Origin of the sequence: Lactococcus fujiensis JCM 16395, assembly GCF_002441655.1 — a bacterium.
Taxonomy (GTDB): Bacteria; Bacillota; Bacilli; order Lactobacillales; family Streptococcaceae; genus Lactococcus; species Lactococcus fujiensis.
In genome coordinates this window covers 159,056-183,696 of record NZ_JXJU01000001.1, presented here as the reverse complement: position 1 = coordinate 183,696, position 24,641 = coordinate 159,056, and the positions used below count along the sequence as shown (strand labels likewise).

Below are 24,641 nucleotides of genomic sequence, written 5' to 3'. Positions count from 1 at the left end.
TTGTTGTAAACTATCTGAAAATTAGATATAATAATGACATCTCATAGACAAATTAGTCGCGTAAACAAAGGAAGTTCGTATGAAAGTTGTAAAATTTGGAGGTTCTTCATTGGCCTCAGCCGAGCAAATTCAAAAGGTCTTTGACATTATCAAAAATGATTCTGAACGACGAATTGTCGTTGTCTCAGCACCGGGTAAACGAATGAAAGATGATGTGAAGGTCACAGATGCGCTCATTGCATATTATCAGGCATATAAACACCAGGAGGACTTAAGTGTCCACCAAGAATGGATTATTGAACGTTATCGCATAATTTGTACAGAATTAAATTTAGATGATTCTGTCATCACTGACATTCAAAAGAATATCTTGTCACTCGCTTTATTGCCTGTTGAAAATCGTTTTACCTATGATACTTTTCTTGCTGCAGGGGAAAATAATAATGCTAAATTAATTGCAGAATATTTTAAAGTCAAAGGGCTGAATAGTCGATATGTTCATCCTCAGGATGCCGGAATTATTGTCACCAGTGACCCTTCAAATGCGCAACTCTTGAAAACTTCCTATAAGAAGATTAAATATTTGACCGAGTTAGATGAGATTCTGATCGTTCCCGGCTTTTTTGGTGTGACGGAACAAGGCAATGTCTGTACTTTTTCGCGTGGAGGATCCGATATTACAGGGTCAATTTTAGCTGCAGGCATAAAGGCAGACGTCTATGAAAATTTCACAGATGTTGATGGTATCTTTGCTGCTCATCCCGGAATTATTCGAAATCCACACGCCATTGTTGAGTTAACCTATCGTGAAATGAGAGAATTAGCCTATTCTGGTTTTTCTGTCTTGCATGATGAAGCGCTTGTTCCTGCATATCGTGCACATGTCCCCTTGATTATCAAAAACACAAACAATCCCGATTATCCTGGAACCCGTATCGTTACCAAACGTTCAACTAAAGGGGCTCCAGTCGTTGGTATTGCTTCAAGTTCTGGCTTTTCTTCAATTTATATTAATAAATACCTAATGAATAGAGAAGTTGGTTTTGGTCGTCGCGTCCTTTCTGCATTGGAAAATTTGGGCATTCGATTTGAACATATGCCCACTGGGATTGATGATATGTCTGTCATCGTGCGTTCAAAATATATGAATAAACAACAGGAGAAAGCCTTGATAGACAATTTGACTGAGTCGCTTCATCCTGACGAATTATATGTTGAACACGACTTTTCCATTATCATGCTTGTAGGCGAAGATATGAAAGAGCATGCCGGTGTTGCCGCTCGAGCATCACGCGCCTTAGCCGTGCATGGAATTTCAATTGCCATGATTTCTCAAGGTGCAAGTGAAGTTTCACTGATGTTTATCGTTAAAGAAAAAGATGAAAAAGAAGCTCTACGTGCGATTTACGATGAATTTTTCTTTGAAATCTAATTTTTAAATCTAATAAAATAAAAAAAATCCTGGTGTGGATTTTTTTATTTTACACGAGCCCCTTTAGTATCGACTTTTAATTCTAATATTTCACCCTGATGTGTGTTGGAAAAGTCTTTCAAATCAGCTTTAAATTCAGCCAGGTGTTCTTTTGGAAGCCATGTCATAATCGTAGAGCCGGCACCAGAAAGATAAGTTGCATAGGCTTGATGTTGATGTGCAATTGCCCGAATTTTCGCTAACTCTGGAATCAAAGTTGAACGATACCCTTCATGAAAAAGATCTGATTCCATCATTTTACCAGCTGGTATTAATTTTCTTTGTGTTAATGCAGCGACTAATACATTAGCCTTTGATGATGCCATGACAGCCTTTTGTCGTGCAAATGAAGCGGGAAGGACATTTCTTGCTGCCTTTGTTGATAGCGAATAATTGGGGACAAAAGCAATCATCGAACAAGTCGGGACTGGCAAGGAAAGGAATGTCAGATTTTCTTCATTTAGACGAGATAAATCGGCATCATAGGAAGCAACTTGAAGCCCCCCAAGTAGAGTTGGGACAACATTATCTGGATGTCCTTCGATTTGGCAAGCCCATTCTAATTGCTCGAGAATACTCATGCCTCGATTTCCTATAACCTCAGCAATTTTTATTCCAGCTACTATTGCTGACGATGATGAGCCAAGACCGTGCTCAAGTGGGATTTCACTTCTCATTTTCAGGTGATGTGGAGGCAAAGTAGGTTCAATTTTTAAGGCGGTTTGAATGATCAAATTATTTTTATCTATCGGGATCTGAGGACCAAAGTCATGTTCGATAATCCAAGCATCAGAAGGTTCTACTATTTCGACCGTTAGATAGAGTTTTAGAGCCATTCCGAGTGAGTCAAAGCCACAACCTAAATTGGCCGTGCTTGCTGGAACTTTAATTATTTTTGTCATAAATTTCCTCAATAATTTTTTCAAGTTCATTTTTTTCAACGCATTTGGTTTGAGTAACTTTTTCTTTTTCTAAATCCATCAGTGCTTGAGGTTGTCCCTTCTTGTCAAGCTTCTTCCCAATGGCCTTTTCAACCGTGTCAGCAAATTTGTAAGGGGAAGCCGTTGCCAAAATAACATTATAATTTGTAGGTTTGAGTTTTTGGCTGGCTGCATAAGCCACTGCTGTATGGGGATCAATGATATAATGGCTCTCATTACTTACCGCTTTTATAGTTGCTTGTGTCTCTTGATCATCAACCTTTTCTGTCCAAAAGGTTTTTTTCAATTCTTCGTATACAGCTTTTGGCAAATGATATTTCCCTGAATTTGCTAATTCTGCTTGAGTTTCCTCTGATAATTTGGCTCCCCCTAAATGATAAATCAAACGTTCAAAATTTGATGAAACCAAAATATCCATAGAGGGACTATTGGTCACATAAAAATCACGATTACAATCATAAGTCCCTGTTGACAAAACATCATAAAGAACAGAATTTTTATTCGTGGCACAAATGAGATGGGCAATAGGGAGACCCATTCTTTTTGCGTAATAGCCGGCAAGAATATTTCCAAAATTCCCAGTAGGTACAGTAAAGTCAACCCATTCACCTGATTTGATTTCACCACCTGTAACTAATTGACTGTATGCCCAAAAATAATAGACAATCTGAGGAAGGAGTCGTCCGAGATTTATAGAATTAGCCGATGAAAAAAAAGATGAGGCCTCAAATTTTTTTTCAAATTCTTGGTCTTGAAAAATTAATTTAACGGCTTTTTGTGCGTCATCAAAATTTCCTTTGACTGCCACAGCATGAACATTTTTTGCTGTCTGTGTCGTCATTTGAAGCCGTTGCATTTGACTAATTCCTTCGTCGGGATAGAAAACAATGACTTCAGTTTGTGGAACATTTGAAAATCCGCTCATCGCTGCAGATCCTGTATCTCCAGATGTCGCAGTCAAAACTACCGCTTTTCTATTTTCACCAATTTTATGAAGCGATGTGGTTAACAAGTGCGGTAAAAGCTGTAAGGCTACATCTTTAAAAGCCGCCGACTTGCCATTAAATAATTCTAAGAAGGCAAATTTATTGGGAAATGTCTTTAACCTAACTGGCATGGCGTCTGCATAAGCATTTTTCACAGAAATTTTTAAATTATCAAATTCTGGTAAAAATTGCGACAAGATTAAGACGGCCAAATCCTCATAGTCCAATCCCAAAAACTCATCAAGGCTGACCCTGGGAAATTCTAAGGGGACATAAAGCCCACCTTCTGGCGCTAATCCCATCGTAATTGCTTCTGCAGCTGATGCTTTAATTTTTTCATTTCTCGTTGATGTAAATTTCATTTTTACCTCATTTTTTTCAGTTAAATTAAGTGATGACGCTCAAAATACAATCCACTGAAAGGACATCATCAAGGTTTAAGATTTTTCTAATTGCGCGATCCAATTTTTCACGTGCTATCTCATGAATGATAAAAACGATACTGGCACACTCGTCTTTTGCTACTTGAGTAACAGATTCGATCGAAATATCATTTTTTCCAAAAAGACTTGTGATATGGCCTAATGTTCCAGGGCGGTTTTGTCCGGTCAAGCGTACATAATAGGCATTTTCCCCCTCGCCACTAAAAATTAATTGACTTTGGGATAATTTATTGACATAAGTGTCAAAAGCTGCATTTTTATCAATTGCATTTGCTATTTCGATAATATCGCCAGCAGCAGCGCTAGCAGTGGGAAGACCTCCTGCCCCCCGACCATAAAATAACAAATCTCCAACCGCATTTCCTCTAATAAGCAAGGCATTAAATTCATTGGAGACAGCCGCTAACATATGATCTTTGGGAACAAGCATTGGTTGAACAGAGGCCTGTAAACTTCCCTCCATCTTTTTTCCTCGAACTAATAATTTTATTTTATATCCTAAGTCTCCAGCTTGTTTAATGTCGACAGATTTGAGTTGAGAAATCCCGCTGGTTGGAATGGTTTCAACAGGAACGATTTCATCAAAAGCTAATGCCAATAAGATTGATAATTTATTAGCTGAATCGATTCCTTCAACATCCGCCCTTGGATCAGCCTCAGCAAATCCTTTTTCTTGAGCCAATTTCAGTGCAGTCTCGTACGATTTTCCAGATTCAATCATCTGTGTCAAAATATAATTCGTAGTTCCATTGACAATTCCCAAAACTTCTTCAATCTCATTTGAGTTCAACGGTGCTTGAAGGGCATCTAAAACTGGAATTCCTCCAGCTACAGATGCCTCAAATCGAAGCATGACTTGATTCTCTGCCGACATTTGAATCAAATCAGCATAATGAGCTGCCACTGCTGCTTTGTTTGCCGTTACCACATGTTTTTTTGCCTTTAGGGCTTGAAGCATATATGTTGATGCGGGTTCGATTCCTCCCATGAGTTCAACAATGATTTCAAGCTCGGGGTTATCCAACATGTTTTGAAAATTAGTGGTTAATAGTCGCTTGGGTACTGGATAGTTTTTTTCCATCGATCGAACAAATACTTGTGCAACTTCAATTATAACACCCGTTTTTTGCGCAATTTTATCCGCATTCATTTGCAAAATTTCATAAGTGGCGCTTCCCACTGTACCGCAACCCAACAATCCAATCTTAATTTTTTTCATGTTCATATTTTACCACAATTTTTCCGAACTATACATAATATTCTGTAAATATTATTAACAATGTAAAATCAGCAGTGATTTTCCCTTCTCTCCCCCTTTGATTTTTCTCAATTCGGATTCTTTGTCCCGATATCTTACTACAAACTGATTCTATTACTTAGCCAGAACCTTGTCACCTAAAAAATTAAAGATCTGAACTCCTTCTATCGTTTCGCAAGACTGTTTTCATTTTTTTGCATTGAATTAATGCCTGACCAAATTTGAAAAAGGCACGTGTAAATTCGTCTGTCGGTTACAAAAAGACCTAGGTTTATTCAATACAATGCAAGTTAAAGACTTTGTTCTGACAATACGAATTCGGTACTCTCGATTCGCAACAAAAAAACAATATTATTAAATAAATCAATTCAAAAAATAAATCAATACAAAGCGATTTGACATAGTGGCAAATGAACTGTGAGACGTGTAATAGAAGATGAAAAGTTCAAATGAGGGCCAAACAGTAACTCCAAAAAGAACATCAGCCACTTTGGTTAGATCATTAAATATGAGTACGCAAAAGCAGCCTTATTAGCTGGAGCTAAAAGACCTAAGGTGTCACGTTCAATTGATTCCTGATACACTTTTTGTAAAGTGACAACATCGTCATTATCATAGGCTTTATCTACTTGAATAAATATTTCTGAAAAATAATCTTCTTCTCCATTATCAAGTCAATAGGTATATTCAAAAAGAGGATGTGCATCATCTTCAGCGCATTTTCTACATTGGAAAAGTCCAGCATCACTTTTCCTAACTCACATTTTTTCGAGGCTGTAAGGTGGAAGATGAATGATTTTAAAATTCTCAAGTTCAAACGCTCTTTTTTGGAATTTAATACTTCTTTTTATGCAACCATTCATCAATTCCTTGTGGCATAAATTACTCGTTGTAGATGTTAATTAATCTTTTTAAATTTCTTAAAGGTTCAATCGTATCAAAACCATTAGCAATCGAATATTTCAAAATTCGTTGCATCGTGGTTGTGTTTAGTCCATTTCCATTGTTACTAATCGCAAAATTTCTTGCCTCCATTACAATATCTTCTACTTCAGAATCAATTTCATCTTCTTCTTCTTTTTCGAGATAATCACAATAAATAATGATTGCAGAATAATTTTTCATTTTGTGCTCCTTCGTAAAAATTGTAATCATACATTAAAATAACTCGTCGTATTCTATTGATTATTTTACAACATTTAGAGAAAAATTTCTACTATAAAAAGGCTTTCATTTTGTTTTTTTACATCTTTAATATTTCAAAAAAATAAAAACATGATTGTTCTCATGTTTTTATTTTTATTTATTTACTTTACGTTGAGCCACTCGGATTTGTCGGTCGAGTTCTTTTCTAATTTTTTTCTCTGGAGCAAAGTTTTCTTCCCAATCTGCCGGCTTTAAAACTTTATGTGTTTCAGGGTCAAAATGAGGGTGACCATCAGGGAATATTTTGGACATGTTGGCTTCGTGAACCACATTGAATATTTCATAAGGATCAACCCCTGCCAATACAAGACTACCATAGGTCAAATAAAGTAGATCAATCATGGCATCGGTCTCTGCAGTTAAGACGTCTTCAACTGGCTTATTTTTTGCCTTAATTTTGTTTACGGCTTTATCAATATCATGGTGCATTTGTTCGACTTGAGCTTCAAATTTATCGTTGTCCCCATTGGCTGATGCATAAAGAAATTCAACGAGTTCTTCGGTCTTAAAACCAGCACGGAAACTGGCCTCCATTGGTGGGAAAGCTCGGGGTATTTGCTGGGTTTGACCGTCCATTGATTTGTGGAAGGCCTTGACTTTATTAAAATTATCATCTTTAGACAAAAATTCTTTGCCATTTTCAAATTCAATAATGCCATAATAATCCAGCGCTTTAGCAATCCCATCGGAATTATTGTTATCTGTCACATGGTCGGCGATTGCTTTGACATTTTGTTGGGCATTTCCCATGGCAACACCAGTTCCAGCACCTTTTAACATTTCCATGTCGTTTTCAGAGTCACCAAAACATATGACCTGAGACAAATCAAAATCATAAACCTGGCCTAATTTTTGAATACCAGCTAATTTTCCCACTCCGCGTGGAATCAAGTCAACAGAATATGGATTGGAGCGTGTCACTTGTAATTCAGGAAATACTTTCTCCAGTTCAGCTGTGTCAGAGCGAGGCGCAATCATCATGATCTGGTAGACTGGCTCTTTGAGAATTTCAGTAAAATTCGCTTGCGGAAAAACGCGACGGAAAACGTGTTTCATACTCGTTTTCGCTACATCTGAAGCGCCTTTAGGGAGTATTTTTGCCAAAATCCCTGCTGTTCTTGTCTCCCCAAATTTGAGCAAGCCTGACCCATTGACACCTTGCGATGTACCAATCGAAATATCTCTGTGATGTTCAAGTGAAAAAGTAACAATCTTCCGCAATGTCATTTCGTCAATTGGATTTTCAAAAATTACTTCTTTGGGCGTGAAAATGTATTGGCCATTATATGTAACAGCAAAATCTATTTTGAGATCCTCCAAAAAAGGGTAGACAAAAGCGGGTCCACGACCAGTAGCAATCCCTACAAAAATCCCTTTTCTTTTGAGTTCTTCAATCGCTTTTTTAGTTGATCCTGCTACACCTCGCGTTGAGGTAAATAATGTGCCGTCTAAATCAAAAAATACTGCTTTTGTTTTCATAACTTTTCTTTTCTAAGAATATCCTAAGTTTCTATCTAAATTATACCCTAAACCGTGTCTGATTTCATGATGTGTTTGCTATTTCTGAAAAAAAATTTGATATAATAAGAAATAGTGCGATTAATTTTACATCTCAATTAAAAATTACAAAAAATGAGGAAGATATGAAAAAAATATTAGTTTTACATACTGGTGGAACAATTTCAATGGCTGAAGATGAAAATGGTCATGTCACACCAAATGAACAAAATCCTTTAAATGCGTTAATTTTGCCTTCAAATCGAGTAGAAATTATTTCTGAAGACATTTTTAATTTACCAAGTCCGCACATTACTTTAGAGCACATGCTCGTTCTGAAAAACCGTATTACAGCTGCTTTTGCATCAGATTTCGATGGCGTTGTCATTACTCACGGAACGGACACTTTAGAGGAAACAGCCTTTTTCTTAGATTCTACGATTCAACGTGGAAAGCCAATCGTCATCACTGGTGCCATGCGCTCAAGCAATGAATTAGGCACTGACGGAATTTATAATTTACGGACCGCGATTCGCGTCGCTGCGGACAATGATTCTCATCATCGTGGTGTTCTCGTTGTCATGAATGATGAAATTCATTCGGCTCGTTTCGTGACCAAGACCCATACGACAAATCTTTCTACTTTCCAAACTCCAACACATGGTCCCCTTGGTTTATTAACTAAAAATAAAATCTTCTATTTCCATCGAGATTCAGAAAATCAGCATATGGATATTCAATCTGTTTCTGGAAATGTTCCAATTGTCAAATGTTATGCCGGAATGAACGGTGAGATCTTTGATTTGCTTGATACAAAAAAACTGGATGGACTTGTTCTCGAAGCGCTTGGGGCAGGTAATATGCCACCCGCTGCGGCTCATTCGGTTGAAAAAATATTGGCTGAAAAGATCCCAGTTGTCCTTGTTTCTCGTTGCTTCAACGGTATCGCTGAACCTGTTTATGATTATGAGGGGGGCGGATCTCAATTACATTCTGCGGGGGTCATGTTCGCACCAGAAGTAAATTCTCAAAAGGCAAGAATTAAAATGATTATTGGTTTAAATGCTAAAGTTGAGAATCTCGTTGAATTTATGGAGAATTAAAAAAACTGTCAGTACTGACAGTTTTTTTTATTGATTTAAATTGGCCTGCAATTCTTCCCAGATTTGTTCATTTTCTTCTAATGAAAATGAATTCGCACCTGATGCCAATAAATGCCCCCCACCGTCATGTCTTTTAGCAATTTCATTTATTGGGTGCGTTTTGGAACGCATTCGAACTCGATAATGACCGTCGATTTGTTCAACAAAAATTGCCCACGATTCCACTGTCCGAATACTTCCTGGCACGCCAACAATTTTTGATGTTTCTGCATCAGTTATTTCAAAGCGTTTCAAAAGTGCTTGTGTGAGCACAATTCGTGCTGCGCCGTTCTCTGAAACTTCTAGATTTTCATAAATATAGCCTTGTAAACGAGCAATTTTCATATCAAAAGATGTCATCTCGCGTCCCAATGCTGAACGGTCAAAATCAAATTCGGCTAATTTTGAAGCAAGATATAATGTTTTTGGTGACGTAGCAGGGTATAAAAAGCGTCCTGTATCTCCAACGATTCCCCCATAGAGTAAGCGTGCTGCTTCGGCATTCATATCCAAACCATTTTCAAAGGCAAAATCGGAAACAATTTCAGATGCCGATGAACGATAGTCTTCCACTAACTGAATGTCCCCATAAGCATCATCATTTGGATGGTGGTCGATTTTTATAAGGAGGTCGGCCGTCTGCCATCGATCGTCATCAATTCGTGGGCGGTTTGCTGTATCACAAACAATGGACAAATATTTTTCATTTTCAGGCAACTCAATATGATCCATCAATGCTAAAAACTCTAAAGTTGGCTCGTCATACCCCACAGCATATATCTTTTTTTCAGGAAATGTAGCACGTAAAACAGCTCTCAAGCCGCACTGTGAACCAATCGCATCGGGATCTGGATTTTTATGACGATGAATTAATATCGTGTCATAAGCTTTAATTTTTTCTAAAATTTCGTTCATATTATTCACTTTCATTTTTGGTTCTATTATACCATAGTCATAGTTTGATCAACTTAACTGTACATTAACTGAGATTTTTCCGATAATCGAATTGACGTGATAAATCTCGCAGTCAATCATTGCACCCAAACGACTTTCAGAAATAATTTTGGGATAAATTTCAAGCACATTGTCTATCTGTGCTGTATTAAAATAATGTGCGGTCATCGAATCAATGATGATATTTCTTCGGCGTCTTTTTTCCATCACGCGCCGAGCAATCAAATTCACCATTTCTGAATAGACGCCATTGGAAACTTTACCAACAGGGTCAATCATGAAAGGTTCCACGGTGATTTCAAAGGCAGAGCCTTTTTCAATCAAATGATCCGAAATATCATCGCTGAACGTTTGCAAAATCTGACTTTCTTCTTGCGATTTTTGTAAACTTTGCAAGAGGTCAGTTTTTGAAATAATCCCTGCATATGTATGATCAGAATTTACCACAGGCATCATATCGTAGCCTTCATAAATCATTTTTTGACTGACCGAAGCAACGGTCATCTCCAAAGTGGCAACACTTGGAAATGTCATGACATGACCAATTGGGGTGTCATTGGCAACATGATTGACATCACGCATGGCAATCACACCAACGACCACGCGATAACGGTTAAGCACAGCAAAACGACTTGAATTGGTCTTTTTAATTAAATCAAGAAAATCTTTAACCGTATTTTCTTCTGTAAGCGTCGCACGATTTTGATGGTAAACATCGGCAACCGTTAAAATGTCCTTTTTAATCAATTCATTTGAAAGCGCATGACTAATTCGGCTTGCAACCGTAAAAGTATCATAGCTGGTTCGGAGCAATGGAATTCCTTTTTTATTAGCATAATCAATAATATCTTTATCCACGTCAAAGCCACCGGTTACTAAGACAGCATTTTCCTCTTTTAGTGAACATTCTTGAATATCACGACGATCTCCAACAATGACAAGACCATTTGGTTCCAAATAGTGTTTAAATGATTCCAAAGTCATAGCTGAAATAACAAAACGACTAAATTCAACTTCAAGCCCTGAAAGTCCACCAAGAACATCCGCATTTGCGATGACTGCCAGTTTGCCAAAGGTTAAACGATTGGCTACTTTTTGACCTTTTGCAGAAATCCGCACTGTGCCTGAACGATCATTTACAGCAACGAGTCCTCGATTTTCAGCCTCCTTTATGGCACGATAAGCCGTTCCATCAGCGACTGACATGCGATTGGCGATACCGCGGACACTAACTTGTTTTCCAATATCCAAGCCTTCAATATATGTTAAAATTTCTTCATGTTTTGACATATTAATCCTTCAATTCATTCTTGATAATCTCGTGCATTCAATTGGCATTTGTAATAAATGTGCATTTGATTTGTATTTTGATTTTTTCCTTTAACTTTTTGACCAATATGAAACCCTAATTTTTGAGCTAGCCCAAGAGAGGCTCGATTTTCTTCGTCAATCATCAAATTGACTGCTTTCAACTGAAATTCTTGAAAACAAAAATAAAGTAAGGTTTGAAGTGCCTCGGTCATAAGTCCTTGATGCCAATATTTTTTACTCAATAAAAAGCCAATTTCAGCTGTCTGTTCTTTTTTATTCAATGTTGTAATATGGACGAGTCCAATCAATTTATTATTATCTTTCCCCTCAATCGCCCAATTTCCCAGTGGTTCCCTCATGAAATTTCTGACAATAAACAATTCTGTATCAGCAAGCGTTAATAGTGGTGGAAAAACATATCTCATGTTCTCAATATCGTTGGCAAAATTAAAAAAGTCAGGGCCATCTTGAAAAGCAAACGGCCTTAAAACTAAACGCTTGCTTTCAATCCAATTAAATTCAGCCAGTTTACATTCAAGCAAGTACAGATCCATTGTTTTTCCTTTTCCCTTTTAACTGTATTATAACACATTTCATCTTAGCTTCCATAAAAATAAAAAAATACCAGAATAGGTATTTTCATTTTAATAGCCATCAGGGTGACTTGAATGCCATTTCCAAGCATTTTCGATGATATGCTCAAGATCGTGTGCCACGTGCCAGTCAAGAATTTCGCCAGCTTTTGTGCTGTCTGCGACAAGACTATCTGGATCGCCTGGTCGACGTTCACCCATTTGACTCGGAATTTCTTTTCCAGTGACTTTTCGAGCTGTTTCAAGCACCTCAAGATTTGAATAGCCGTGTGATGAGCCTAAATTAAATTGATCCGACATTCCACCAGCTTTCAGATATTCAAGCGCCTTAATGTGGGCGTTAATTAAATCTTCCATATCAATGTAATCGCGGACACAAGTTCCATCTTCAGTCTTGTAATCATCACCATAAATCGTAATTTGATCCCGTTTACCAAGAGCGACTTGCAGAATGATCGGAATCAAATGCGTTTCATTTTTATGTGCTTCTCCAATATGTCCATCTCCAGCTGCACCAGCAACATTGAAATAACGGAGGGCCACATAGGTCATATCTGTTGCTTCCGATTGCCACTTCATCATTTTTTCCATGATAAGTTTTGATTCACCGTATGGGTTGATTGGATTTTGTGGCGTTTTTTCAGAAATGGGACTTTCTTCTGGAACACCAAAAGTTGCTGCCGTAGATGAGAAAACGATGTGTTTTACATTAAATTGCTCCATCATCTCCAGAATAGTAATACAACCGCCGACATTATTGTCGAAATACATCGCAGGTCTCTGCATCGATTCTCCAACGAGGCTATAAGCACAGAAATGCATGAGACCTTCAATATTTTTTTCGATGGTGAACACTTTCTCCATAAAGGCTCGGTCTCTCACGTCTCCTTCATAGAAACGAACAGTGGATGGAACTGCCTCACGATGGCCAGTGACTAAATTATCAACAACGGCAACATCATATCCTTTTTTGATTAACATATCAACAGCGTGACTTCCGACATAGCCTGCTCCACCTAATACTAATACAGTCATATTATTCTCCAATTACTTTATTTACAATTACTAGTATAGCTTTAGTCATTCAAAAATGCAATAAAATGGGCAAATCCGCTTGCACCTTCGGCATCATTTTTGAAAACGCCTGCATCCTCTAGCACTTCCAAAAAGATATCGCCTACTGCTCCTCTTACTTTTTCTTCAATATTGTCGCTGTTAAAGTCTTGATTCTCCTTAAGTTCATTGGCCCATTCTAGATGAATTTTATTCATCTGGTTGGGTTCATCAAGGAGGTATTTCTCGACTTCACGCAGTTCTGTTTTTAGTCGAGGAGGCAATATAGCAAGTCCCATGACCTCAATTAAACCAATATTTTCTTTTTTGATATGGTGTAATTTTTTATGAGGATGGAAAATACCATCTGGAAATTCCTTGCTTGTATTGTTATCCCGCAATACTAAATCCATTTCATACTTTCCGTCACGAATTCGCGCAATAGGGGTAATCGTATGATGTAGAATTCCATCATCTGTGACAGCCTTGATTCCCAAGCTCACGTCTGAATAGGTCTTCCATTTTTTCAATACAGCCGTTGCTGCTCGAATTAATTCCGTTCGGTCAGTGCTTACTAATCGAAGAACAGACATGGGCCAGTTGACAATTCCAGCCTGAATTGTAGGAAAATGTTTTAATTCAATTTCTTCACGAATCCCTGCTTTTGCCATTGGAAACTCATGACGCCCAGCTTGGTAGTGGTCATGCGTCAAAATGGATCCTCCGACGATTGGCAAATCTGCGTTTGATCCGATCATATAGTGCGGAAATTTGTCTAGAAAGGCTAATAAGTTCTCAAAGGCGCGTTGATTTATGACCATCGGTTGATGAATTTCATTGAGCAATATTGAATGTTCATTGTAATAAGCATATGGCGAATATTGAAAGCCCCATTTTTCCCCGTTCAATTCACACTTAATAATGCGATGGTTGCTTCTTGCGGGGTGATTAGCATGCCCATAATAGCCTTCGTTTTCAATACAAAGTTGACAAGCTGGATAATTTGTAGTTTCGGCGCTTTTTGCGGCCGCAATTTTTTTGGGATCTTTTTCTGGCTTTGACAGGTTAATCGTGATTTCTAGCGGGCCGTATTTCGTGTTGTGTTTATAAGCAATATTCCTTGCAATATCACGCGTTTTAACTTGATTGACTTCCTTAGCCAACTGGTAAAAATATTGAGTGGCTTTATCTGGGCTATCTTGATATTTATTCCAAAAAGTCTGATTAATTTGACTCGGCCGTGGTGTGATGAAATCCATCAGTGCAGATTCCATGGCTTCTTCGTCAGTAGAATCATAAAGGTCATGTTTTTTGGCAAAAGAAAGCAATTGATCCATGAGTTGAAGAGAATCCTGTTCCTTCCCTTCCTCATTGACCGTTTGCCAATCATTTAGACCCAAAAATTGAAGGAGTTTATTGCGCCAATAGATTTCATCTATCGATTCAATCGTGCCATTTTTGATTGCTAAATAAATAAAATCTTGTATGGATTGATAAATTGACATTTCTAACTTTCTAAATAGTATTCATTTCATCATTTTTTTATAACTGATGACTGATTTAATCAATGTCCAATTTCGTTGCGCCTGAACCGATTTGAGCAACGTAAAAGCTGGCTGGATATCCAACCACGGTTTCGTAACGGTCACCTACTGCTTTTTCAAAAGCATCGATTTGATCATGTTTGACTAAAGCAATGGCACAGCCACCGAAACCGGCACCGGTCATTCTACTGCCGAGTACTCCGTCCTGTTGCTGGGCTGTTTCTGCTAAAGTATCCAATTCAATTCCAGTGACTTCATAATCATTTTTCAATGAGGCATGAGAGTCGTTTAAGAGTTGACCAAATTTTTCCAAATCACCTGCAACGAAAGCTTTTTGGGCAACGATTGTTCGGTTATTTTCGTATACCGCATGGCGGGCCCTCTTAATGAGTGTTTCGTCACCGATAAGATGAGCATTCGCATCAAATGTTTCGTTGGACAATTCTGCCAGTGCATTGATATTGAGTTTACTTTGCATCCGTTTGAGCGCTTCTCTTGTTTCAGCGAATCGTTCATTATATTTTGATTCAGTCAAAGCTCGAGGCTTATTTGTATTCATGATAACAATATCGTAATCTCCCAGTTCAACAGGGACCATTTCATATTTTAAAGTATTACAATCAAGCAAAATAGCTTGGTTGATCTGTCCAAACCCGATGGCAAATTGATCAAGAATTCCTGAATTAACGCCGATAAAGTCATTTTCTGTCTTTTGGCCTAATTGAACCAATTCGAGTCGAGGAACATTCAGTTTAAACAGGTCATCAAGAACAACACCGACCAAAAGTTCTAGCGAAGCCGATGACGAAAGGCCTGAAGCTGTAGGAATTTCTCCATTGACTAAGAGTTCAAAGCCTTGGTTGATGCTGTAACCAGCACCTTGGAGCATTGTAATCATTCCTTTGACATAATTTGACCAACGGTCTTCATCTTTTTTATCTGCGTCAGCCAAATCAAATTCAATCACACCAAGATCAGAAAAATTAAGCGAATAAAGACGGACTTTTTGGTCTTGACGCAAACGTGCTAAGCCCGTGGTTCCAATTGTAATGGAAGCTGGGAAAACATAGCCGCCATTGTAATCTGTATGCTCTCCAATTAAATTGATTCGACCTGGACTAAAAAAGTAAGCAAGATTTTTAGAATCACCGAATACCTCAGTGAATTTAGCTGTCATTGCTGATAAGTTTGTGCTATTTTCTACTACTATTGACATCGTTATTTCTCCTCATTAAAAGTTAAGTGTATAAGTTGTGGTCGCATGGTATGCTTCACCAGCTTTAAGGCTAATATCACCGAGTTCAGGAATTTGTTGTGAACCTGGAGCAATTTGTGTTTCGAATGTAATTCCACCGTGATGAATTTCTGGCTTTCCGCGATATACTGTGCCCATATCTCCAAAGTTAGCCGTAAAAATACAAATACTTGGTCGGTCAGTGTTGACAGATACAGACAAATTATCTAAGGCCAAGCGTGCTTGTTCTTTGTCCAATCTAACATCATCAAGTAAGAAAGGGTGGTCAAGGCCACCAACGAGATCTATTTGATCCGTTTTACTATTAAAAGCATCGTCAATTCGTTTTTCAGCTCTAAAATCAAATCCCGTTTGATTGACATCGGCAATATCTCCACGAACAATCTGACTTTTATCTAATAATGGGACATATCTTGAAGCTGCCACTTTTAAAGTATGATTTCCAACTGATTGACTTGCATCCCCATTAAGGTTGAAATAAACGTGCCCCGTAGGGTTAAAGACTGTGTCCTTCGTTGATTTAGCCAAATAGTCAATGGCCCAACATGAATTTTCATCAAATGAATGCGTTACGACAACATCCAATTTGCCAGGATAACCATTCTCACCATCATTTGAGGTCAAATAAAATTTAACACCTGCAACATCACCCTGGTCAAAAATTTCGAAACACCACAGTTTAGTATGAAAAGAATCTTCACCTCCGTGCAAGGTTTGTGGAAATTCATTCTCGTTGAGTTGAACAATTTTGTCATTGATGACAACTTGCCCATTCTTAATTCTCCCCGCTGTCCGACCAATAGTCGCACCAGGATAAGCATCTTTCGCAAGGTACTCCTGAGCTGTTTCAAAGCCCAAGATAATATTCTTCTTCCCCACAATCCAATCGACCACGCGAGCCCCCAGGTTTGTAAATGAGATTGAAACTCCCGCTTCATTCGTAAAGTTGATTAAGGTTGACCCAAGGCCAAAATCTTTGGTTGAAATTTTCATACAATTCTCCAAACCATGATGGCTAGTGTTTCCACTAGCTCATCATAAATATTATATTATTTTAGTTTTTCTTCTAATTCAGCAACAATTTCCTGATGGCGTTTTTCAGTCAATTTTACTTTTCCGAGATAAATTGCAAGTGAAATAACCATCAAAACTGCAGGAACAATGAAGGCATAAATTTTGAAAGTTCCAACACCGTAAGTTTTGTCAGGATTGTAAGTTGAACCTGTCATTCCAGCAGCGATTGCTACAAAACCGAAGATACCATTTGAAAAAGCACCAGCAATTTTATCCAACAGTGGACGCATCGCTAGCGTAACAGCTTCGTTACGAACGCCATTTTTCCACTGGCCATATTCAACTGAGTCAGTGATTGTCATCAAGACTGACAAGAATACAAGCTGATAAGGTGTTGTTAAGAAAATCAAACCGATAATCGTAGATGGAACAGATGAACCAATAACAAAAATAGCATAGCCGATAAGCATAGAGAGGACAGCACCAGTAAAAACTTTTCGACGGCCAAATTTATTGGCTAAAACTGGAAACAGTGGAACCAAACAGATTGAACCAACAAATCCAACAATACCAGTGATTGAGTAAAGACTCGCATTACCTAAAACGAAAGTGAAATTCAAAATCAATGTTGCAGTTGTGGCAACGTAAGCCAATGCGAATAAGATGTATGAAAGTGAAAGCCACATTAATTGATCATTCTTAAACAAAGCTTTGAAAACATCGACGGTACTTGTTTTTTTCGTTTCTTGACGAAGAACAGAATCATTTTCTTTTGTTCCCCAAGCAGTAATCAATGCTGTTCCACCTGATACAATTGCAGCAATAACGCCAAATGCGAACCAACCTGAAGCTCCTTGGCTATGATGGCCTGTCATCAATTGGGTAAAGTAATAGGTAATTGGGATAACCAAAATAGTTGTCCCCTGTGATCCAATGGCGGAACCAAAACGAGCAAATGTTCCTAAAGTTTCGCGTTCTTCATTTTTTGAAGAAAGGGCTGGAATCATTGACCAGAAAGCAATATCTTTAAATGAATAAAAGGCATCCAAAATGACAAATGAAATAATAAAAAATATAATAAACAGTGTTGTATTTGACCCTTTTGCAAGACCAAAGAAATCTGAAAACATCAAAACGATCATGACTGATGAAACCAATCCGCCAACTACCAACCAAGGTTTAAATTTTCCCCATTTAGTATGAGTATTGTCAATAATCGAGCCTATAATCGGATCAAAAGCAATTTCGATAAGACGAATAATTACAACAAGTGAAGTAACTAAAGCAATCATTGCATCTTCATGCTTAGAACCAGCGAACATTTGACTTGTTACAAAAGCAATAAAAAATGTACTGATAGCAGCATAATAAGTATCATGCCCAATCGCACCTAACATATATGAAACTCTTTGTTTCATTTTTCCACCATTCATGGATGGACCTCCTTTTTGATTTTATAAATAAAATCGCTTACATAAACATGGTATCATTTTACACAAAGAAAAGGTTTCCAACATTCAAAAATGTATTGGAAACCTTTCCAAAATTTTCTTATTTTCTTTTTTGAAAAATTGAGAATGCATCAAAAAGGACACGTACCAAAATGTAAAGGGGTAATCGACTATGAACATCCAAGTCAAAATAATTAACCTCTAATGGACTTTTATAACCCACAAGCGACACATCCGCCAATCGAGCCAATCGACTATTTGATGAAACCGTCAGGCCAATAGCCACAGCGTGTTTTTGCTTGGCAGCTTTTAATGCTTTAATAATTTCATCCGTTTCACCTGACAGCGACAATACAATGACTAGACTTTTTGCGTTTGTGAAGTTGGCATAATAAAGCATTTCGGCGGACTCACTATACAGATTAACCTTTTTATGAAAAAGTTGCAGTTTTTTCATCATTTCTTTGGCAGCATTTGCTGAAAGACCTTGAGCAAAAAGTAATATTTCAGAAGCTGAATCAATCAGTTGAACCGCATTTTCAATTGATTCGGCAGAAATTCCGTGAATAGTATAAAGTAATTCTTCTTCATTTTTGGAAATGGCCACTAAAACCTCAGAAGAAAAGCCCTGAATCTGAGGTAATTCCTTTTTCTCTAATGAATATCTGAAATCAGCATAACCAGCATAACCCTTCTTTTTGACAGTCCTATTCACAGTAGAAATCGAAACATGTGCTAAATCTGCAATTTCAGAAATCGACAACTTAGGCACTTGTTTATAATGCTCCTGAATAATTTGCCAAGTATAACTCTCTGCATTAGACAACTTTTGATTGGTCACTAATTCACCCTAATTAACCTTTCGTAACTCCCTTTGTTAAAAGACTTTTTTATTATAGACTAAAGGGTTTGCTCTGTCAAAATAAGTGAATAAAGATTAGATCACTAACTTTTCATTCTGCCTGATTTATCCAGGCACTATCCCTGATAATTAATTGACTCTCTAATTCATAATATGCTGACGTACCGCTCTCAATTGATTCCAGAAGTCGTTCAATTGCTACTTCCCCTTTTTTAACTTGGTCAATTGCGACTGTTGTTAGCTTAGGCGTTACAAAATCTGTAAATTCTGCGTTGTCAATTCCGATGACTGAGATATCTTTAAATATTTGATTTAACTTAACAGCTAAAATATCTGCAGTTGTATAAATTAATGTAAATGGTTGAGCTGATAAATAATCTTTAACCGATTGTAAAATACTTTGATAATCTGCACTTGAAGTACTTCTCTCAAATATATTTCCCTGAAATTTTTCCTTAAAACCAAGGTAACGTTTTTGAATTACACTAGGTTTACTTTTATCAAAATCAAAACTATAAAACAAGACATTCTCATGATGTAATTCATTGATGAAGGAAGCAACATTACGTGAAATCATTTTTTCATTCGTTTCAATAAAGTTACGAGGTTTCTTTTTCAACGGCTTATCCTCCTGCCAATAGGTATCAATGTAACTGACAGGTGTTTGGATTACAGAATCAATCTTATAAAAGTCATCACTGGGTAGTCCTATCACCACGAATCCAGCGAATTTCCAGTTCATTTGTAGAGTTACTACTGATTCTGGACTCTGAACAGAATGAATCATTGTGAAATATCCATTTTCTCTAGCAGCAGAACTCACACCTGTAACGATTGAAGAAATAAACGGATCCGTGAAATCCGTTGTCGAATTTTTTCGATTGGAATAAAATAAAACACCTATCAAGCTCGACTTCCCAGTTCTCAAATTTGATGCATTTTGATTTGGAACATAATTATATTTCTTTACGAGCGATTGAATTTTCTCTTTCGTTTCGAGCGAGACCTTTGAATCGTTCTCTCTAATTACATTTGAAACAGTCATAACAGATACGCCAGCTAACTGTGCAATTTCTTTTAAGGTGATTTTTTTCATGCCTACTCCTTAACTTATTTATTAAAAAGCTCTGTATCACTATTATACAGAGCTTTTTATTTATTTTCCACTATAAACAAGTTCAAATATACTGTCTTGTAGCTCTTTGGAGGAGATATTTTTCAAAAAAGCAACACGTTTATCAAATTCTGGTATTGAAGACAATTTCTGATAAAGATAGTCCTTTTCCTCATAATTGATTTCCGCAATGTCTAACCTTCTGAATAATTCATTTTCAAATTTCCAATCAAATTTATCATTTAAATCTTGTAAATCTAAATCGAAATCACCAATGTAAATATCAGAAATTGTATGACCCGCATAAATAACTTGATGACTGCGATTCATCACTTTTTCTTTGATAGCTTCAGAAATATTATCGTCAAAATCTAACGTCAATGAGAGCTGCTTATTTTTCAAAGCTATTTTAGTTCTACATCCTTCTTCATGTAATACATATTCACCATTATCCCCAGGGAAAATACACCACATTAATTCTCTAGGAAACTCATTATTTTCCATTGGGTTTTTATCTAAAGGAATAATTGCTCCAGCCTTTGCAAAGACTGGCATTTGAGTTTTTTCACGGAAAATACTGATTTCAACACCCCCATCATATTTTTGACCAGTAAAGAAATCATACCATTTCCCTTTGGGGAACCATACTTTAACTTTACCTAGTTCGAGTTCTTTGATAGATTTACTAGTGATAGGTGCTACCATTAGTTCTGATCCAAAAAAATATTGGTTTCTATATTCATAAGCCTCTGAATCAAGAGGATATCTGTAATAAAGGGGTTCAATCAATGCCAAGCCCTCATCATGAGTTAACACATTAGCTGAATAGAGATAGGGAATAAGTCGATGCCGCAAACGTAAGAAGCTTTCCATGCATTCTTCAGTATCAGTATCGAAGTGCCAAGGTTCTTTACTCGTAAATTCCGATTTTGATGAATGGAGTCGATTTATCGGAGAAAACACACCATACTGAAGCCATCGAAGAGACAATTCATTATCCTTATATCCTTGCATATGCCCACCGATATCATGACTCCACCAAGTATACCCTATATTTGTGGCAGTCGTTGTAAAATAGGGCTGAAAATCTAGACTTTCCCAAGAAATGACTGTATCTCCTGAAAAACCAAGCGGATATCGATGACTTCCTGGCCCAGCATAACGACTAAGAATGATATTATTGGGCATGATTTTCTGTGCATCTCGATACTGGTAGTGATTGATTAGCCATAATGGATCAGCTCCTGAACTAGAAACCGAACCTTGTTGCCAGTCTAACCACCAAAAATCAACACCATCTGCTTCAAGTGGACCATGGACATCCTCAAAATAACCTCTCCGAAATTCTGGGTTATCGAAATCAAATTGAGCCGATTCTTCTAATTCTTCATTCAGTGATAATCGTTTGGCAAGTGTTGCATACACATCTTCAAAAGCGCGAATTCCATCTGCTGGATGATCATTCAATGTGATCTTTAAACCTTTATCATGTAGTTCAGATAAAAAACGTTTGGGATTAGGGAAAAGAGACTTATTCCACGAATATCCAGTCCAACCTGAACCGAATCGACTAGGGACATCTGATACGCGATGCCAGTCCATATCAATTACAGAAACAGACAAAGGGACATTCTTCTTCTTAAACTTATTCATCAGATCCAGATAGGAAGTTTCTGAATAATCATAAAATCTACTCCACCAGTTTCCTAATGCAAAGCGAGGTAAAAGTGGTGTTGCCCCCGTAAGATGATAATAGTCCTTCAGCGCTTCTCGGTATTCTCTCCCATATGCAAATAAGTAGATATCAATTGAATCCATCGATTTACCCAAAATATCTTGTGAATCTGTTAAAACCAAACTGTTGTCAGTTAAAATCGTAAATCCATTTTGAGACATAATGCCTTCATCAAGTTCACATGCACCATCAACCTTATCGAGTGTTCGTGTTGTCCCGAGAAGATTACCGTCATATGATTTTCCGTAATACCACCGATTTGAATAAACTGAAAAATTGAACTTTACATCTGCGTATAAACTCGAGTTGGTAAACACCCCTCCCAAGTAATATAAATGTAAATTTGAAGTCAAAATTTCAATGCCATTTTCTTTTTCAATGACATCAAAATGAACTTGTTCAAAATTTCTGTCCTGAACAATCTGTGTTTGTCCATCTTCGAATTCACCAGTTGGGCTATATTCTATTCGAATTAACTGTTCGGTCATAACAGTAAATCTGGCACTACCTTTTGTAATTGTCTTATATATCATGTAAAATGTTCCTTTTTAATTGAATTTTTTTACCTCAATTTTATCAAAAACTTGTTTGATTATGATTCCTGAACCAAGATTTATTAAAGCAAATCCAATAAAAGTACCGAAATAAATCATCGTAATAAGGGATGCTGGACTTGAAAATGTGAAATATATAATAAAAATATTGTAAATAACAAGAAAAATCGTTTGAAATAAATTTTGTAGACTTATCATCCCAATATTCTTAAGAGTAGTCTTGATTGAATTTTCGTAACGTCCAATGTAGGCATAATAATATGACATTAAAATAATGAGTGACAAAATTATAAGTATAATTGTCATTCCTATTCCATATTTCACAACAATTGGAAATCGACTAATCAGCCTAAAATCTAGATACATGATTCCAGTTAAAAAAATCGTAACCAAATAAAATAAAGTTGAATTTTTGAAATTCGCTTTAAAGATTCGTAAATAATTTTTGGTTATCGAACTGTCTTTTTTATGCAATATGTTTTGTATACTAGTTTGTAATGCACAAAGACTTGCACCAACAGTAATTATGGGCAAAGACGTCAAAATAAACAAAATATTTAATAAGACAAGGTTCACAACGAACGTGAGTCCCTTCATAACTGGACTATCAATACTTAAGAGTTTATCCATATCTCTCCCCTTTAATAAATCATAAACGCCAGAAAACCGGATCATTGTCTGACGTTTATGAAACTCTTATTTATTCAGTTGCTTTTGATAACGCGCATAAGCGTCATTTTGGATTTTCATAAATTTATCCAATCCCATTGTTTTCAATTTTGATTCATATGCTGACCAATCTTTATCAACACCACCTTTTGTGACCCATTGGGCTTGCATTTGTGTCGCATACGAACTAAGTTGTTGATAAACTTGAGCAACAGTATTTAATTCTTCTGTCGTATAGGTTACATTTGGGAAGGCAGGTAACGCATATTCTTTCAATGTTTCATCCATTTTGAGTTTAATTGCATCACCGTTATTTTGGTCTTGGTATGTTACTTTACTGCTTGCAGCTTTACTCCATGTTTTAGGCCCAAAGTCACGAAGTGAATTAATCCAAGCTTGCGTATCAGCTGAATTTTCACCAGTAGGTTTCAATACCGTGTAACCAGTTGACGTTTTTTCAGTTCCTACTCCAAATTCCCCATAGTAGTTTTGAATTGATGCATCTTCCGTGTAGAATTTATCCAACCATTTCATCATGGCTTTAACATTTTTTGCATGTGTTGTTACAAGAACTTCATTACGACTCATATTAAAATGGTCCGGATCACTCATGATATATTGTTTACCGTCAGGTCCTTTAAGTGCTGGTAATGCAACATAATCTTTCGCATTTGCGCCGAAATTAGCGTCTGCTGTCCATCCAGCAGCAACTCCAACTTTTTCAGTTGTAGCCATCATCTTGTTCTGAGCTTGTGTTGTTTGTTGCGTAAACATTTCTGGGTCAATTAGGCCTTTTGCGAAGGCTTCATGCATGGCTTGAATCCCTTCTTTGTACTGTTCAGTATCATAAGCCCACGCAACTTTACCGTCGTTAAGTACCATTCCATTTGTACCAGCGGCCCCTAATCTATTGTTAAAAGGTAAGATATAAGAGAAAACGGGGTCCCAATTTCCTGTTGCATATGGGATACTACCAGGAATTTTTTCTTTAAATTGCTCTAATACATTAACAAATTCATCATAGGTTGTAGGCATCTTAAGTCCAAGTTGATTCAACCATTTCTGATTGATAAACAATTGATTGGCTACAGTTGGACGCATTGGGGCAACTTTAGGCAAACTGTAAACTTTTCCATCAGGATTTGTAATCGCAGCCTTAACTTCTGGATATTCTGCTAACATTTTTGTCAAATTAGGCATAGTTGACTTGTTGATATATTTACTTAAGTCAATAAAATCGGCTTGGTTTTGTGCAATTTGTTGGTCTGTAAATGTATTATTTCCAATAAATGCATCTGGTAAATCTCCACTGGAAAGAATAGTCGCTTTTTTATCAGCCCAGTTGGCATCAACATAAACATCCCATTTCACTGATATTCCAGCTTCTTTAGCTAATTTATTGGGATACTTTTCAAATTCTGTTCCCCAATCAGCCCAACGGTCTGTTGCTACGGTAAAACTTGTATTTGTAGAATTATCTGCATTATCCGAAGCTTTACTTCCACAAGCGCTAAGCATAAGCACTGCTGCCATTACTGATGCTGCTGCGCTGGCTCCAACAATAAGTTTACGTTTTTTCATTTTAGAT

General features: G+C 37.1%; 20 protein-coding genes. 2 read left to right on the top strand and 18 right to left on the bottom strand.

Annotation, left to right across the window (positions count from 1 at the left end):
• The first annotated feature begins 79 nt into the window (after positions 1-79).
• Positions 80-1,432 (top strand): aspartate kinase, encoded by a 1,353-nt coding sequence (locus RT41_RS00850; protein WP_096816878.1) that lies wholly within the window; start codon positions 80-82, stop codon positions 1,430-1,432.
• A gap of 44 nt (positions 1,433-1,476) precedes the next feature.
• Here the strand turns inward: RT41_RS00850 and thrB are convergent, their stop codons facing one another.
• From thrB to RT41_RS00825, 5 genes are all read right to left on the bottom strand, one after another.
• Complete coding sequence (gene thrB / locus RT41_RS00845) at positions 1,477-2,373, bottom strand: homoserine kinase (RefSeq protein ID WP_096816877.1); 897 nt, start codon at positions 2,371-2,373, stop codon at positions 1,477-1,479.
• A complete protein-coding gene (gene thrC / locus RT41_RS00840) occupies positions 2,357-3,760 on the bottom strand; it encodes a threonine synthase (protein WP_096816876.1) in 1,404 nt (467 codons plus the stop codon). The genes thrB and thrC overlap by 17 nt, the downstream gene beginning before the upstream one ends.
• A 25-nt stretch (positions 3,761-3,785) precedes the next feature.
• Positions 3,786-5,060, bottom strand: a complete 1,275-nt coding sequence (locus tag RT41_RS00835; RefSeq protein ID WP_096817016.1) for a homoserine dehydrogenase — start codon at positions 5,058-5,060, stop codon at positions 3,786-3,788.
• Between the two features lie 921 nt (positions 5,061-5,981).
• The gene (locus RT41_RS00830; protein ID WP_054639007.1) at positions 5,982-6,224 is read right to left on the bottom strand and encodes a hypothetical protein; all 243 of its coding nucleotides are present in this window, start codon (positions 6,222-6,224) and stop codon (positions 5,982-5,984) included.
• Positions 6,225-6,398: 174 nt separating this feature from the next.
• Positions 6,399-7,784 carry a Cof-type HAD-IIB family hydrolase gene (locus tag RT41_RS00825; protein WP_096816875.1) on the bottom strand — a complete coding sequence of 462 codons (1,386 nt, stop codon included), beginning with the start codon at positions 7,782-7,784 and terminating at the stop codon, positions 6,399-6,401.
• Positions 7,785-7,948: 164 nt separating this feature from the next.
• Between RT41_RS00825 and RT41_RS00820 the strand changes: the two genes are divergently transcribed.
• The gene (locus tag RT41_RS00820; RefSeq protein ID WP_096816874.1) at positions 7,949-8,905 is read left to right on the top strand and encodes an asparaginase; all 957 of its coding nucleotides are present in this window, start codon (positions 7,949-7,951) and stop codon (positions 8,903-8,905) included.
• Between the two features lie 27 nt (positions 8,906-8,932).
• Here RT41_RS00820 and RT41_RS00815 read toward each other — a convergent pair whose 3' ends face one another.
• The 13 genes from RT41_RS00815 to RT41_RS00755 form a co-directional block, all read right to left on the bottom strand.
• Positions 8,933-9,859, bottom strand: coding sequence for a DHH family phosphoesterase (locus RT41_RS00815; protein ID WP_096816873.1), 927 nt, complete (start codon positions 9,857-9,859; stop codon positions 8,933-8,935).
• 48 nt (positions 9,860-9,907) lie between these two features.
• Positions 9,908-11,188 carry a DRTGG domain-containing protein gene (locus RT41_RS00810; protein ID WP_096816872.1) on the bottom strand — a complete coding sequence of 427 codons (1,281 nt, stop codon included), beginning with the start codon at positions 11,186-11,188 and terminating at the stop codon, positions 9,908-9,910.
• A 14-nt stretch (positions 11,189-11,202) separates the two neighbouring features.
• Positions 11,203-11,763, bottom strand: coding sequence for a GNAT family N-acetyltransferase (locus RT41_RS00805; protein ID WP_096816871.1), 561 nt, complete (start codon positions 11,761-11,763; stop codon positions 11,203-11,205).
• A gap of 90 nt (positions 11,764-11,853) precedes the next feature.
• The gene (gene galE / locus RT41_RS00800; RefSeq protein WP_096816870.1) at positions 11,854-12,837 is read right to left on the bottom strand and encodes a UDP-glucose 4-epimerase GalE; all 984 of its coding nucleotides are present in this window, start codon (positions 12,835-12,837) and stop codon (positions 11,854-11,856) included.
• 41 nt (positions 12,838-12,878) lie between these two features.
• Positions 12,879-14,360, bottom strand: coding sequence for a UDP-glucose--hexose-1-phosphate uridylyltransferase (gene galT / locus RT41_RS00795; RefSeq protein WP_096816869.1), 1,482 nt, complete (start codon positions 14,358-14,360; stop codon positions 12,879-12,881).
• 55 nt (positions 14,361-14,415) lie between these two features.
• A complete protein-coding gene (locus tag RT41_RS00790; protein ID WP_096816868.1) occupies positions 14,416-15,615 on the bottom strand; it encodes a galactokinase in 1,200 nt (399 codons plus the stop codon).
• A 15-nt stretch (positions 15,616-15,630) separates the two neighbouring features.
• Positions 15,631-16,647: an aldose epimerase family protein gene (locus RT41_RS00785; RefSeq protein WP_054639009.1), complete on the bottom strand. Its 1,017-nt coding sequence runs from the start codon at positions 16,645-16,647 to the stop codon at positions 15,631-15,633.
• Positions 16,648-16,703: 56 nt separating this feature from the next.
• The gene (locus RT41_RS00780) at positions 16,704-18,101 is read right to left on the bottom strand and encodes a glycoside-pentoside-hexuronide (GPH):cation symporter (protein WP_096816867.1); all 1,398 of its coding nucleotides are present in this window, start codon (positions 18,099-18,101) and stop codon (positions 16,704-16,706) included.
• 118 nt (positions 18,102-18,219) lie between these two features.
• Positions 18,220-18,960 carry a MurR/RpiR family transcriptional regulator gene (locus RT41_RS00775; protein WP_096816866.1) on the bottom strand — a complete coding sequence of 247 codons (741 nt, stop codon included), beginning with the start codon at positions 18,958-18,960 and terminating at the stop codon, positions 18,220-18,222.
• A 112-nt stretch (positions 18,961-19,072) separates the two neighbouring features.
• Positions 19,073-20,077, bottom strand: a complete 1,005-nt coding sequence (locus RT41_RS00770; RefSeq protein WP_096816865.1) for a LacI family DNA-binding transcriptional regulator — start codon at positions 20,075-20,077, stop codon at positions 19,073-19,075.
• Between the two features lie 60 nt (positions 20,078-20,137).
• Positions 20,138-22,363 carry a glycoside hydrolase family 31 protein gene (locus RT41_RS00765; RefSeq protein ID WP_096816864.1) on the bottom strand — a complete coding sequence of 742 codons (2,226 nt, stop codon included), beginning with the start codon at positions 22,361-22,363 and terminating at the stop codon, positions 20,138-20,140.
• Between the two features lie 15 nt (positions 22,364-22,378).
• Positions 22,379-23,014 carry a DUF624 domain-containing protein gene (locus RT41_RS00760; protein WP_096816863.1) on the bottom strand — a complete coding sequence of 212 codons (636 nt, stop codon included), beginning with the start codon at positions 23,012-23,014 and terminating at the stop codon, positions 22,379-22,381.
• Between the two features lie 66 nt (positions 23,015-23,080).
• On the bottom strand, positions 23,081-24,634 hold the full coding sequence (locus tag RT41_RS00755) for a type 2 periplasmic-binding domain-containing protein (protein WP_096816862.1): 1,554 nt from the start codon (positions 24,632-24,634) through the stop codon (positions 23,081-23,083).
• Positions 24,635-24,641: the final 7 nt, after the last annotated feature.

Bases quoted from the DNA above. Each gene is read 5' to 3' on its own strand.
- thrC (WP_096816876.1), bottom strand. From the start codon at position 3,760: ATGAAATTTACATCAACGAGAAATGAAAAAATTAAAGCATCAGCTGCA.
- RT41_RS00830 (WP_054639007.1), bottom strand. From the start codon at position 6,224: ATGAAAAATTATTCTGCAATCATTATTTATTGTGATTATCTCGAAAAA.
- thrB (WP_096816877.1), bottom strand. From the start codon at position 2,373: ATGACAAAAATAATTAAAGTTCCAGCAAGCACGGCCAATTTAGGTTGT.
- RT41_RS00785 (WP_054639009.1), bottom strand. From the start codon at position 16,647: ATGAAAATTTCAACCAAAGATTTTGGCCTTGGGTCAACCTTAATCAAC.
- RT41_RS00850 (WP_096816878.1), top strand. From the start codon at position 80: ATGAAAGTTGTAAAATTTGGAGGTTCTTCATTGGCCTCAGCCGAGCAA.
- RT41_RS00835 (WP_096817016.1), bottom strand. From the start codon at position 5,060: ATGAAAAAAATTAAGATTGGATTGTTGGGTTGCGGTACAGTGGGAAGC.
- RT41_RS00790 (WP_096816868.1), bottom strand. From the start codon at position 15,615: ATGTCAATAGTAGTAGAAAATAGCACAAACTTATCAGCAATGACAGCT.
- RT41_RS00825 (WP_096816875.1), bottom strand. From the start codon at position 7,784: ATGAAAACAAAAGCAGTATTTTTTGATTTAGACGGCACATTATTTACC.
- RT41_RS00765 (WP_096816864.1), bottom strand. From the start codon at position 22,363: ATGATATATAAGACAATTACAAAAGGTAGTGCCAGATTTACTGTTATG.
- RT41_RS00820 (WP_096816874.1), top strand. From the start codon at position 7,949: ATGAAAAAAATATTAGTTTTACATACTGGTGGAACAATTTCAATGGCT.
- RT41_RS00770 (WP_096816865.1), bottom strand. From the start codon at position 20,077: ATGAAAAAAATCACCTTAAAAGAAATTGCACAGTTAGCTGGCGTATCT.
- galE (WP_096816870.1), bottom strand. From the start codon at position 12,837: ATGACTGTATTAGTATTAGGTGGAGCAGGCTATGTCGGAAGTCACGCT.
- RT41_RS00780 (WP_096816867.1), bottom strand. From the start codon at position 18,101: ATGAATGGTGGAAAAATGAAACAAAGAGTTTCATATATGTTAGGTGCG.
- RT41_RS00815 (WP_096816873.1), bottom strand. From the start codon at position 9,859: ATGAACGAAATTTTAGAAAAAATTAAAGCTTATGACACGATATTAATT.
- RT41_RS00755 (WP_096816862.1), bottom strand. From the start codon at position 24,634: ATGAAAAAACGTAAACTTATTGTTGGAGCCAGCGCAGCAGCATCAGTA.
- galT (WP_096816869.1), bottom strand. From the start codon at position 14,360: ATGTCAATTTATCAATCCATACAAGATTTTATTTATTTAGCAATCAAA.
- RT41_RS00760 (WP_096816863.1), bottom strand. From the start codon at position 23,014: ATGGATAAACTCTTAAGTATTGATAGTCCAGTTATGAAGGGACTCACG.
- RT41_RS00805 (WP_096816871.1), bottom strand. From the start codon at position 11,763: ATGGATCTGTACTTGCTTGAATGTAAACTGGCTGAATTTAATTGGATT.
- RT41_RS00810 (WP_096816872.1), bottom strand. From the start codon at position 11,188: ATGTCAAAACATGAAGAAATTTTAACATATATTGAAGGCTTGGATATT.